This is a genomic window from Nocardia sp. NBC_00511, from assembly GCF_045161165.1.
GTDB lineage: Bacteria > Actinomycetota > Actinomycetes > Mycobacteriales > Mycobacteriaceae > Nocardia.
The window spans coordinates 4,000,807-4,013,678 of the sequence record NZ_CP107849.1; the positions used below are offsets into that span (position 1 = coordinate 4,000,807).

The window sequence follows — 12,872 nt, forward strand, 5'->3', positions numbered from 1 at the left end:
CCCGGCAGGCGAGGCCTGCGAACTCCCCTTGCAACACCGCGGTACTCAGAATGATTTCTCGGCGCCGAGCGCGAAGGACGACTCGGCCCCGATGGCTGCGGGCAACGAGCGGCGCACACACGCCGCGATCGCCCGCGACTGTAGTCCACGATCGCGATCGCGCCCACGTTCGTCGGCGATCGTGGTGACCTCCGCGCCCGCCGCGCACACCAGTGCCAGGTCGCCGTCGTAGCGCCGGTACAGCAGTCGCCCGCGCCGAGTGTCGGGATCGGTGAAGAACAGATACGGCAGACCGCCCAGGCACAGCCGGGCCACCGCCTCGTCCTCGAGCAGCAGCGGCACATTGTCGCGACCGCGGGTCAGCACCCGCACCCCGAGCGGACCGCTCCAGCACACCACGGTGTCCGCGCCCGTGCCCGCGTCGACGAACAGGTGGGCGTCGTAGTCCATCGCGTCGAGTACCTGCGCGGCCGCCGCCGGTGAGACCACCTGGAGTCGAAAATCCTTGCGCCGCACGATCGGCCGCAGCTCGGTCACCGCGGATAGGTTGGGCCGGGCCGGATCCGGCCACGGCCGTGACAGTTCCTCCGGCCCGCAGCCGAGCCGCCGGTCCAGACGTTCGAGGGCGAAGGTCGCCGCGAACCGCCCCGGCCCGGCGACCTGCACCCGGTACGCCTTCCCCAGCGTCCGAATTGTCGCCTGGGCCAGGGTGATCCGCTCGGTCCCGGACTCGGAATCGGGCCAGTGCAGGCGCACCCGCACCGGCCCGTCGACCCCGTGACGGCGCAGAATTCTGCCCAACCCGCGCACCACCCGGGTCACCTCCGCCGCGGGCACCGGTCCGTGTGTGGCCACCACGAAATCCGGATCGATTCCACTCGACCACACATCGAACGCGCCCATATCCGACCCCATTCTCTGTTCCGACCCGGCAACCTTCGTCCATGCCAACACAACGGTCGAAGCGCGCACAGTGCCGAAAGTCCCGAAACCGACCACTTTCCGGGAAAACTCTCCGATTAAAGGGATTCGGCCGCAGTCGAGTTCGTCATGTCAACCGTGCGGCAACCGCCCGCGCCGTAGACTCCCCCGTGTCGCGTCGTATTCGCTGAACAGCAGGTACCACATGCACGAGGTTCCCCGTACCGGCCCCTATTCGGTGCGTGAGACGCTGTCCCAGTTGCGATTACGCGAGTTGCTCTCCGAGGTCAAGGACCGGGTCGAGCAGATCATCGACGCCCGCGACCGCATCGACGGCTTGGTCGAGGCCATGCTCGCGGTGACCGTCGGGCTCGATCTGGATCAGACATTGCAGACCATCGTGCGCACCGCCACCGGCCTCGTCGATGCCCGCTATGGGGCTTTTGCCGTGCTCGGTCACGAACATCAGTTGACCCAGTTCATCTTTCACGGCGTCGACGAACCCACCCGCATGCTGATCGGCGACCTGCCCGAAGGCCACGGCGTGCTGGGCCTGCTGTTGGACAAGCCCGAACCGCTGCGCCTCGACGATCTGGCGCGGCATCCCGTCTCCGTGGGCTTCCCCGCGCACCACCCGCCCATGCACACCTTCCTCGGCATGCCGGTGCGCATTCGCGGCGAAGTGTTCGGAAACCTGTATCTCACCGAGAAATCCGGCGGCCACCCCTTCACCGAGGACGACGAGGTGCTGCTGCAGGCCCTCGCCGCCGCGGCCGGCATCGCCGTCGACAACGCGCGGCTCTACGAATCCGCGCGCACCCGGCAGGCCTGGATCGAGGCCACCCGCGACATCGCCACCGAATTCCTCGCCGACACCGAACCCAGCAAGGTGCTCGCCCACGTGGTCGCGCACGCGCGCGAACTGACCAATTCCCAACTGGCCCTGGTCGCGGTGGTCGGCGACCCGGAGGCCACGCCCGAGGACATCACCGAACTCGTGGTGGCGCAATGGTCCGGCGACGCCGAACCGCCCGCCGGAGGCGTGGTGCGCACCGTCGGCACCGCCGTCGGCGAGGCCCTCACCACCCGCACCCCGCTGCGCTTCGACGACGCCCGCCACATCGACCTCGGCGCCACCGTCGCCGGTGTCGGCCCCGCGCTGGTGCTGCCACTGCACACCCCCGACTCCACCCTCGGCGCGCTGGTCACCGTGCGCTCGGCCGAATCCGCGCCCTACTCCGAGGAATTGGTGGAGCTGATCGCCGCCTTCACCGATCAGGCCGCGCTGGCCATGCAATTAGCGGTGGCACAGCGGCGGATGCGCGAACTCGACATCCTCACCGACCGCGACCGCATCGCCCGCGACCTGCACGACCACGTGATCCAGCGGCTGTTCGCCATCGGGCTGGCCCTGCAGGGCACGGTGCCGCGCGCCCAGGTTCCCGAAGTGCAGCACCGGCTTTCGGACTCCATCAACGATCTGCAGGACGTGGTGGAGGAGATCCGCACCTCCATCTTCGATCTCCACGGCGGCGACGGGCACAGCACCCGGCTGCGCCAGCGCATCGAACGCGCGGTCAAGCAGCAGACCACCGCCACCGAGATCCGGGCGCTCATGCACATCACCGGCCCGCTCTCGGTGGTCGAACCGGCGCTGGCCGATCACGCGGAAGCCGTGGTGCGCGAGGCGGTCTCGAACGCGGTCCGGCATTCGGGGGCCGACACCATCACCATCGACATCGGCGTCGCCGACGATCTCACCATCGTGGTCGCGGACAACGGCTGCGGAATTCCGGAGGGCATCACCCCCAGCGGGCTGACCAATCTGGCCAGCCGCGCCGAACAATCCGGCGGCAGCCTCGCGGTGTATCCACGCCGAGATTCCAACGGGGACGGCGGTAGCGGCACGAAACTGCTCTGGTCGGTGCCGTTGCATTGAGCTCTGCGAACCAGGCGCATTGAGCTCTGCGAACCGACCGGATTGAGCTCTGCGAACCGGCCTCAGCGGACCGGGCCGAGCACCAGCGCCGAATTGTGGCCGCCCATACCGAGCGCGGTCTTGACCGTGAGGCCGCTGACGCCGGGGCCGACACCGTCGACCAGCTGGGCGTGCGCGGGGGCGACGATCGGCGAGGACACCAGCAGATCGCGGTCGTATCCCAGTGCGGCGGCGGCGACTTCGACACCCGCCGAGGCGGCCTGGCAGTGCCCGGCCAGCGGCTTGAGCGCCACCACCTGCGGGCGATCGCCGAAAATCTCTGCCAGCAGTGCGGTTTCGGCGTCGTCGCACTGTTTGGTGCCGGACCCGTGGGTGTTGAGCACCGCGACCTCCTCGGGCCGCACGTCGGCGTACTTCAGTGCGCGCCGGACACATTCGAAGATCTGCTCGTAGGACGGCTCCACCGAGATCACGTGGTGGCCGTCGTTGGTCAGCGCGCCGCCGAGCACCGCCGCGTACGGGTTGTCGGCCTCGCGGGTCAGCAGGAACGACACCGAGGCCTCACCGAAACCGAAGCCGCGGCTGCCCTCCTGGAAGGGGCGGCAGGCATCGAGCGGGTCGGTGTCGTCGACGGCCGCGCCCAGAGATACGAAGGGCTGCACCATCTCCGGCGTTCCGGACATGTCGGTCGCCACCACCAGTACGTCGTCGACCAGCCCCTGCGCCATCCACATCTGCGCGGTCAGCAGCGCCACATTGGCCGAGGAGCAGGCCGCGGTCACGTTCATCGCCGGGCCGTGGATATCGAACTCACTGGTCAGCATGGCGACCGGGGTCGAGGGCAGCAGTCTCAGGTAGTCGCGCGAACGCCGCTGCCCGCCGTCGACGGTGTAGAAGTCGCGCCACTCGTAGACATTGCCGAGCACGATCGCGTGCAGCAGACCGACCGTCCGCCCCCGCCGCCAGCCGCGCTGCGCCGCATCCGCCATCGCCTCGTGCGCCGACCCCATGACGGCCCGCACGTACCGACTGGGCGGAAGGTCCGGATCGCCGCCGTCCGGCACGCGGGCAACCCAACCCTGCCGATCGCGCTCCGGGCCGTACCCTGGAAAGAGCCGGGCTGCGGGCTTACCGCTCAGCAAACCCTCCCAGAGGGTTTCGCGACCCCAGCCGTACCCGGTGACGGCACCGATTCCAGCAATAGTCATATGATCTTGGTGCTTACCTGCGGTAGCCGGTTCGGGGATGGTGCCAGGCATTGCATCGCTCCTTCTCGTGCCGTAGCCCGTAATGATCACCGATCGCAGCCCGATGCTGAGCGGAACTGTGATTCATTCAATACCGTTCGCAGGGTGTTTCAGCAACATTACAGATAATCAAATGGTGCCGTGCTCCGGCGACGTGTTGCAACGACGATCAGGGGGTGTAGGTGGTGGTGGGTGACGATCGGGCAAACGGCCCGGCCGATACCGAACAGCTGGCCCAGCGGTACCGGTCCCTGGTGGACTACAGCCCCGACGGGGTGGTGGTCCACGAACGCGGCACCGTCGTCTACGCCAACCCGGCGATGCTGCGCCTGCTGGCGGCCGATACCCCCGGCGACGTGATCGGGCAACCGGTCACCAAGTTCGTCGACTCCGCGTCCCTGTCCCCCATGCTCGAACGCATCCGCCGGCTCACCATCACCGGCACCGCCTCCGACCCCGCCGAGATGCGCCTGCTCACCCTCGACGGCGACAAGGTCGAAGTGGAAACCGTCTCGGTGCTCACCGTCTGGCACGACCGGCACGCGTATCAGGTGGTGGTGCACGACCTGACCCCGCAGCGCCACGCCGAAGCCGCGCAGCGCCGGGCCGAACAGTTCTTCACCACCGTCGTCTCCCAGCTCGACGAGGGCGTGGTGGTGATCGACAAGGACGGGCGCATCGAATCCGCGAATCCGGCCGCCCGCCGCATCTTCGGCTACGACGCCGAAGACCTGATCGGCACCCACATCTACGACATCCCGCTGTGCCTGCTCGACACCAACGCCCAGCCCATGCCCAGCTCCTGGTATCCGGTGATCCGCACCCTGGCCACCGGGGAAACCGTGTCCCGCTTCGTGTTCGGGCTCGACCGGCCCGACGGGCAGCGGCGCTGGCTCTCGGCCAACAGCCGCCTGCTCAACCCCGACGATCCGGACTCCCCGGCGGTGTCGTCGTTCAGCGACATCACCGAATACCGGGCCAGCCGAAGGCAATTGGAGTACCAGGCCACCCACGATCCGCTCACCGGACTGGCCAATCGGGCGCTCGTGCTCTCCCGCCTCGCCGGGGCACTGGGCACCAGCGAGACGCAGCCGGTGTCCAACGTGCTGTTCATCGACCTCGACGGCTTCAAGGCCATCAACGACACGCTCGGGCACGCCATCGGCGACACCGTGCTGCAGATCGTGGCCCAGCGGCTGCAGCGCGGACTGCGCTCCGACGACATCGTGGGGCGCATCGGCGGCGACGAATTCCTGGTGCTGCTGTCCGGGCGCACCCGCGGCGACGACCTCGACACGCTGATCACCCGGCTGCGCCAGACCATGGCCGAACCCATCATCGCGCGCGGGCACCGCATCCAGATCGAGGCCTCGATCGGCATCACGCCACTGCACAGCGGCGACCACCGCAGCCCCGAAGCCGTCCTGCACGACGCCGACCTGGCCATGTATCGGGCCAAACCGCCCGGCCATCAGAACGGAAGCCTGAGCCGACGCAGCGACAGCACCCACGCCTCCTGAGACCTCGCTCACCCGCGCCACCGATTTCTCCTGGCCGGACGCCCCGCTCCCACCTGGCAATACGGCGCAGCGGGCAAACGCGAACTAGAATCGACAACTCTGTTCTCGATGGTTCGCGCGCCGTGTCCGCACGGCAGACGTGGTGAACAAGGAGTTCTGTTTTGCCCGACCTCACCGAGGAGCGTGTTGTGCCCGCGTCCGACGCCACCCCGGCGGAAAACCCGGATCTCGAACGCGAACAGCAGTACGTCACCCGGCTCTACGAGCAGCTCGACGGCATGCGCGCCTACGCCCAGCGGCGGCTGCGCACCGTGCTGCTCGAAACCGGCGGCACCCCGCAGGCGCGCAGCGAACGGGAATCGTTCACCCAGCTCTACTCCGAGGACCTCGCCAAATACGATGCCGCCGAACACGGTCTGTGCTTCGGGCGCATCGACATCAGCGAGAACGGCGAGGGCGAGCACCGCTACATCGGCCGCATCGGCATCCTCGACGAGGCCGCCGACTACGAGACGCTGCTGCTGGACTGGCGCGCACCCATGGCGCGGCCGTTCTACCTGGCCACCACCGCCGCCCCCGACGGGGTGACGGTGCGCCGCCACATCCGCTCGCGCAATCGCAACGTCACCGCCGTCAACGACGAGTACCTCGACCTCGACGCGGCCCGCGCGGCCGGAGTGATCAGCGACGAGGGCGGTGTCGGCAGCGAATCCGCGCTGCTGGCCGCGCTCAACGCCGCCCGCACCGGGCACATGAACGACATCGTGGAAACCATTCAGAGCGAACAGGATGCGATCATCCGCTCCGAGCACAAGAGCGTGCTCGTGGTGCAGGGCGGCCCCGGCACCGGCAAGACCGCGGTCGCGCTGCACCGTGCCGCCTACCTGCTGTACACCTACCGTCAGCAGCTCGACAAGGCCGGTGTGCTGATCATCGGACCCAATTCGACCTTCCTCGACTACATCGGGCAGGTGCTGCCGTCGCTCGGTGAGACCGGCGTGCTGCTGTCCACCGTCGGCAACCTGTACCCGGGAGTGCGCGCGACACTGGAGGATTCGTTGCGCGCGGGCGAGCTCAAGGGCTCCCTCGGCATGCTCGAGGTGCTCAAGAAGGCGGTCCGCGACTGGCAGGAGGTGCCCCGGCAGCCGGTGCGGCTGCAATTCGACGGGCATCAGCTCGAACTCGACCGCGGCATCGTCACCAAGGCCCGCGGCCGCGCCCGCTCCTCGCGCCGCGCCCACAACCTGGCCCGGCCCATCTTCGCCGCCGCGGTGGTCGACGCGCTCACCGATCAGCTCGCGCAGATCATCGGGTCCAACCCGCTGGGCGGGCGAAACCTGTTGAGCCAGACCGACCTCACCGAGATCCGCGACGAGATGCGCGCCGACCCCGAGATCCAGCGCGCCATCGCTACCCTGTGGCCCATCCTGTCCCCGCAGGAGGTGCTGGGCGGACTGTGGGCCGACTCCCGGCGATTGTCCACCGCCGCAGGACATCTCAGCCCCGCCGACCGAGCCGAGCTGTACCGTTCCGACAGCGGCGAATTCAGCGACGCCGACGCCCCGCTGCTCGACGAACTGGCCGAACTGCTCGGCATCGACGACAGCGAGGAACGCGAACGCTCGCGGCGCCGCTGGCGTGCCCAGCTCGCCGAGGCGCAGGACGCGCTCGACATCCTCACCGGTTCCGCACCCCAGGACCTCGAGGACGACCTGGATCCCGAACTGCTGATGGCCTACGACCTCATCGACGCCTCCCAGCTCGCCGAACGCCAGCAGGTGCGCACCAGCCAGACCACCGCCGAACGCGCCGCCGGCGACCGCACCTGGACCTACGGCCACGTCATCGTGGATGAGGCGCAGGAGCTTTCGGAGATGGCGTGGCGAATGGTGATGCGCCGCATCCCGAATCGCTGGATCACCGCGGTCGGCGATGTCGCCCAGACCGGCGACCCGGCGGGCGCGTCCTCGTGGCAGCAGGTGCTGGAACCCTATGTGGCCAAACGCTGGAAGCTCACCGAGCTGACCGTCAACTACCGCACGCCCTCGGAGATCATGGCCGTCGCGGCCGACGTGCTGGCGGTCATCGACCCGGGCGCGGCATCCCCGCGCTCGGTCCGCGACTCCGGTTTCCAACCGGTGGCGCACCGGGTGGCCGCGGCCGAACTCGCCGAGGAGATCAAGCGGGCACTCGCCGACGAAGCCGAACGACCCGGCACCACCGTGGTCATCGTGCCGCACGACCTGGCGCCCGAACTGGTGCACCTGAACGAGGATTCGGTCCGGGTGCTGACGGTGCACGAGGTGAAGGGGCTCGAATTCGACGCGGTGGTGCTGACCGAACCGCACCGCATCCTCGCCGAATCGCCGCGCGGGCTCAACGACCTGTACGTGGCACTGACCCGCGCCACTCAGCGGCTGACCGTCGTGCACACCGAGGACCTGCCCGAGGTGCTGCGCCGACTGCGCTGAGCGGCACCGTCGCCTGAACAGCGAAGCGGCCGAACCCGGTTGGGTTCGGCCGCTTCGAGTTTCGGTGCTGTGAGGGGAACGCGATCAGCGCACGGTGTGCACGATCAGGACGTCACTGCGCGACTTGCGCGCCACGTCCGAGGGGACCGAGCCGAGCAGGCGGCCCGCGAGCGTGTTCAGCCCGCGGTTGCCGACCACGAGCAGATCGGCGTCCACCTCCTTGAGCAGGTTCAGCAGGGATTCGACGGGCTCACCGACGACGGCCTTCTCCACCACATTGGCGGCGCCGGCGGCGACGGCCTTGTCACGGGCCACGCGGAGGATCTCACCGGTGGGCGCGGAACCGCGCACCTGGTATGCCTCCTCCTTCAGCACGTCCGCGGCTGCTGCGACATCGCGGTCGTCGGTCGGGAAGTAGGCGCAGGCGATATACAGCGTGGCGCCCTCGTCGCCGGCCAGAGCTGCGGCCCGCTCGACGGCGACGTACGACGAGTCCGAGCCATCGGTTCCGACGACGATCGTCCGGTAGGCGGTCATTCTCTCCTCCAAGTACAAGGGTCGGGGTCGCGGCGTTCTCCCAATTCCTGGTTACCACCGCGGCAACTGCGCCTGACAATAGCGGCATATCCGACGGAAATTTTCGATATCGCAACACATCACACTCGCGTCGCACGCTCACCGCGGCGGCCATTCCCGCGTCCGCGCACACACGGCCCGCGCTACCAGGGAATTCTCCAGGCCCCGCGATCTGGCCCACAATACGCCAACATCGTTGCAGCCCTGGGAGATTCGTCACAAGGCCGATGAGGTTTCAAAGTCGCCGCAGGCCACCCGCTGTGAGAACTCACAACGGATGGCCTGTGAAACGGTGACTTCGCCTACCTCACAGGTCGCGATATTCGGCCCACAACCAGCCCAGAATCGCGCTGAGGATGTCCATGCGATCCTCTTCCCTACCGGCCGATCAATGACGCGCAATACTAACGCGTCCGACTCGCATCAGAGACCGGAAAACTGTCCGTGGGCGGCGACCAACCGCATGGGGTGGGCGGATCCCGCCGACACGCCGGGATCCTCAGGAGGTCAGCGAGGCTCGGGCGTATTCCAGCGGCGGCATTCCGATCTCCTTGGTGAACTCGTTGGAGAAATGCGCCTGATCGAAATAGCCGAGTTCCAGGGCGAGCGCGGCCAGATCCGCGGTGCGCCCCTCGGCCAGCAGATGCGCGCCGTCCTGCAGGCGATACCGACGCAGCACCCACTTCGGCGTCACCCCGACATAGCGGCGAAACAGCCGCTGCAGCGTGCGAATCGGAATCTCGAAATGCTCGGTGACCTGGTCGACCCGGGTCAGCGCACGATCGAACTCCATGGCCTCGATGATCGTCAGCACCTGACGGTAGGCGGCATCGTCGGCGTCACCGCCGCGCGCGGCCACCAGGAAGTCCTCGACCAACTCCCGGCGGACCGCGAGATCGTTTGCGGCCAGCACTCTTTCGGCCAGATCCCCGGCCTGCGGGAAGATCTCGGCGAGCCCGACCGAGGTGTCGGAGAGCGCCCCCACATCCAGACCCGTGAACGCGCCGAAGCCGCCCGCCCGGAACTTCACCCCGAACGTCTCACCCTCCCCGGCCAATTCGCGCGTGTACTTGGTGGTCCACACGCCGGTGACGAACCCGCCGGTGCGCTCATGGGTGCGTTCGAAGGTGATGTTGACGCACGGATACGACAGCACCTCGGCCTGGAACGGCGGCAGGCCGCGACGATCCCAGCGGACGGCCCAGTACCACTCCACATATCGCGACACCCGCTCGCTGGTGGGCAGCCGCGCATGGTTGTTGGCCGCGTTCTGCTGACGCGGGCGCAGAATGCCCTTCGCCGTCTCCGGCGGCGGCACCGGCCGCGGCCCGAACCGGTTCCAGGAGTCCTCGCCGACGGTCATGCCACCTGTCGCTTTCTTACAAGAACACCGGCGACCGGGCGAGAAGGGTAGGGGGCATGAGCAACGCGGTGCAACCGATTCCCGAGGGCTACCACTCCATCACCTGCTTCCTTGCCGTCCCGGACGCCAACCGGGCCATCGAGTTCTACACGGCCGTTTTCGGTGCGAAAGTGCTGAGCCGCAACGATCTTCCCGACGGCCAGGCCGCCCACGCCGAACTGCTGATCGGCGACTCCACCATCCAGGTCGGCATGCCCATCCCCGATGAGGGGCTGCGCGCGCCCGGCGACGACTGGGTGCACAGCAGCGTCGTGCACTACTGCCCCGACGTGGACGCGGTCTCGGCACTGGCCACCGAACACGGCGCGCGCTTCGTGGCCGAGCCGGGCACCTTCGTCACCGGTGACCGCTACGGCCGGGTCATGGACCCCTTCGGGCACCGCTGGATCGTCATGACCCGGGTGGAGGACGTCTCCCGCGAGGAAGCCGAACGCCGCGTCGACGAGTGGATGCGGGAACAAGGCTGACCACTCAGCTCAGACCCGCGGCGTCCATGCCGCGTAGTTCCTTCTTCAGGTCGGCGATCTCGTCGCGAAGCCGGCCCGCGAGCTCGAACTGCAGCTCGCGGGCGGCGTTCATCATCTGCGCCGTCATGTCCTTGATGAGGTCGGCGAGTTCGGCGCGCGGCATGTTCTTCACATCGCGGCCCTCGTAGACGCCCGCGCTCACCGCGCGACCGGGCTCGCCCTGCGCACGACGGCCACGACTGACATTGCGGCCCGAACCGCCCACCTCGACCTCGGTCTCCTCGGCCTCGCGATAGACCTGATCGAGAATGTCGGCGATCTTCTTGCGCAACGGCTTCGGGTCGATGCCGCGTTCCTCGTTGTAGGCGACCTGCTTGGCGCGACGGCGTTCGGTCTCGTCGATGGCGTGCCGCATCGAATCGGTCATCCGGTCCGCGTACATGTGGACCTCACCGGAGACATTGCGCGCCGCGCGGCCGATGGTCTGGATGAGGCTGGTGCTCGACCGCAGGAAGCCCTCCTTGTCCGCGTCCAGAATCGCGACCAGCGAGACCTCCGGCAGGTCGAGACCCTCACGCAGCAGGTTGATGCCGACCAGCACGTCGTACTCGCCCAGGCGCAACTGCCGCAGCAGTTCCACTCGGCGCAGCGTGTCGATCTCCGAATGCAGATAGCGCACGCGCACACCGAGACCCAACAGATAGTCGGTGAGATCCTCGGCCATCTTCTTGGTCAGCGTGGTGACCAGCACCCGCTCGTCGCGTTCGGCGCGCAACCGGATCTCGTGCACCAGATCGTCGATCTGGCCCTTGGTCGGCTTCACCACCACGTGCGGATCCACCAGACCCGTCGGGCGGATGACCTGCTCGACGAATTCGCCTCCGGCCTGGCCCAATTCGTAGGGGCCGGGCGTGGCCGAGAGGTACACCGCCTGACCGATGCGGTCGGCGAACTCCTCCCAGGTGAGCGGACGGTTGTCGACCGCGGACGGCAGCCGGAACCCGAACTCCACCAGATTCCGCTTACGCGACATATCGCCTTCGTACATGCCGCCGATCTGCGGCACCGTATTGTGCGATTCGTCGATGATGAGCAGGAAGTCCTCGGGAAAGTAATCCAGCAGCGTGGCCGGGGCCGACCCCGCGGGCCGCCCGTCGATATGCCGCGAATAATTCTCGATGCCGGAGCAGAAACCGACCTGCTTGATCATCTCCAGGTCGTATTGGGTGCGCATCCGAAGTCGTTGCGCCTCCAGCAATTTGCCCTGCTTCTCCAAATCGGCCAGGCGCGTCTCGAGTTCCACCTCGATATCGCGGACCGCGCGCTCCATCCGTTCCGGGCCCGCCACATAGTGGGTGGCCGGGAAAATACGAACCAGATCCACCTGCCGCACCACATCACCGGTGAGCGGATGCAAATAATAGAGCGCCTCGACCTCGTCGCCGAAGAATTCGATGCGCACCGCCAATTCCTCGTACGAGGGAATGATTTCGACGGTGTCGCCGCGCACCCGGAACGAACCGCGGGTGAAAGACATGTCGTTGCGGGTGTATTGAACGTCGACCAGCAGGCGCAGCAACCGGTCCCGGTCGATCTCCTGGCCGACCTCCAGCTGCACCGAACGATCCAGATACGACTGCGGCGTGCCCAGGCCGTAGATGCACGACACCGAGGCGACCACCACCACGTCACGCCGCGAGAGCAGGCTCGAGGTGGCCGAATGCCGCAGGCGCTCCACGTCGTCGTTGACGGAGCTGTCCTTCTCGATATAGGTGTCGGTCTGCGCGATGTACGCCTCGGGCTGGTAGTAGTCGTAGTACGAGACGAAGTACTCGACCGCGTTGTTGGGCAGCATCTCCCGCAGCTCGTTGGCCAACTGGGCGGCCAGCAGCTTGTTCGGGGCCATCACCAGGGTGGGCCGCTGCAACCGCTCGATCAGCCAGGCCGTGGTGGCCGACTTGCCGGTACCGGTGGCGCCCAGCAGCACCACATCCTTCTCCCCCGCCCGGATGCGGCGTTCGAGCTCTTCGATGGCGGCGGGCTGATCACCGGCGGGCTTGTGCTCGCTGATCACCTGGAACTGCCCGTCGAGGCGCTCGATCTCGCCCACCGGGCGGTGCTCCGAGTGCGCCAGCGGCACGTCGTCCGGGATCTCCGTTGCGAAAGCCATGTCCCCAGCCTAGGACCACCCACCGACAACTTCCGCGCGACCGATCCGAGCGGCGCCGACCGCCCCCGGCGACCGCCGCGTTCGCGTCCCGCCCGCACGATTCCGATCGGAAGCGAATTCGGTGAACCGATCGGTAGC

Annotated in this window: 9 protein-coding genes; 4 read left to right on the forward strand and 5 right to left on the reverse strand. The window is 67.8% G+C overall.

Translation table 11 applies throughout. The features are described from left to right. Positions 1 to 45 precede the first annotated feature (45 nt). Positions 46 to 903, reverse strand: a complete 858-nt coding sequence (locus tag OG300_RS18840; protein WP_405497719.1) for a sigma 54 modulation/S30EA ribosomal C-terminal domain-containing protein — start codon at positions 901 to 903, stop codon at positions 46 to 48. A 223-nt stretch (positions 904 to 1,126) separates the two neighbouring features. On the opposite strand from OG300_RS18840, the gene OG300_RS18845 reads away from it, so the two are divergent. Continuing rightward, on the forward strand, positions 1,127 to 2,860 hold the full coding sequence (locus OG300_RS18845) for a GAF domain-containing sensor histidine kinase (protein ID WP_405497721.1): 1,734 nt from the start codon (positions 1,127 to 1,129) through the stop codon (positions 2,858 to 2,860). Positions 2,861 to 2,922: 62 nt separating this feature from the next. Here the strand turns inward: OG300_RS18845 and OG300_RS18850 are convergent, their stop codons facing one another. Further along, positions 2,923 to 4,068, reverse strand: coding sequence for a beta-ketoacyl synthase N-terminal-like domain-containing protein (locus OG300_RS18850; RefSeq protein ID WP_405497723.1), 1,146 nt, complete (start codon positions 4,066 to 4,068; stop codon positions 2,923 to 2,925). 221 nt (positions 4,069 to 4,289) lie between these two features. On the opposite strand from OG300_RS18850, the gene OG300_RS18855 reads away from it, so the two are divergent. Both OG300_RS18855 and OG300_RS18860 read left to right on the forward strand, forming a co-directional pair. Next, positions 4,290 to 5,627, forward strand: coding sequence for a diguanylate cyclase domain-containing protein (locus OG300_RS18855; protein WP_405497725.1), 1,338 nt, complete (start codon positions 4,290 to 4,292; stop codon positions 5,625 to 5,627). Positions 5,628 to 5,815: 188 nt separating this feature from the next. Continuing rightward, positions 5,816 to 8,098, forward strand: a complete 2,283-nt coding sequence (locus OG300_RS18860; RefSeq protein ID WP_405498591.1) for a HelD family protein — start codon at positions 5,816 to 5,818, stop codon at positions 8,096 to 8,098. Between the two features lie 84 nt (positions 8,099 to 8,182). Here OG300_RS18860 and OG300_RS18865 read toward each other — a convergent pair whose 3' ends face one another. Beyond that, positions 8,183 to 8,635, reverse strand: a complete 453-nt coding sequence (locus OG300_RS18865; RefSeq protein WP_405497727.1) for a universal stress protein — start codon at positions 8,633 to 8,635, stop codon at positions 8,183 to 8,185. 538 nt (positions 8,636 to 9,173) lie between these two features. Beyond that, a complete protein-coding gene (locus OG300_RS18870; protein ID WP_405497729.1) occupies positions 9,174 to 10,037 on the reverse strand; it encodes a DUF6597 domain-containing transcriptional factor in 864 nt (287 codons plus the stop codon). A gap of 56 nt (positions 10,038 to 10,093) precedes the next feature. On the opposite strand from OG300_RS18870, the gene OG300_RS18875 reads away from it, so the two are divergent. Further along, the gene (locus tag OG300_RS18875) at positions 10,094 to 10,564 is read left to right on the forward strand and encodes a VOC family protein (protein ID WP_405497731.1); all 471 of its coding nucleotides are present in this window, start codon (positions 10,094 to 10,096) and stop codon (positions 10,562 to 10,564) included. Positions 10,565 to 10,568: 4 nt separating this feature from the next. Here the strand turns inward: OG300_RS18875 and uvrB are convergent, their stop codons facing one another. Beyond that, positions 10,569 to 12,734 carry an excinuclease ABC subunit UvrB gene (gene uvrB, locus OG300_RS18880; RefSeq protein WP_405497733.1) on the reverse strand — a complete coding sequence of 722 codons (2,166 nt, stop codon included), beginning with the start codon at positions 12,732 to 12,734 and terminating at the stop codon, positions 10,569 to 10,571. Between the last annotated feature and the right edge of the window lie 138 nt (positions 12,735 to 12,872).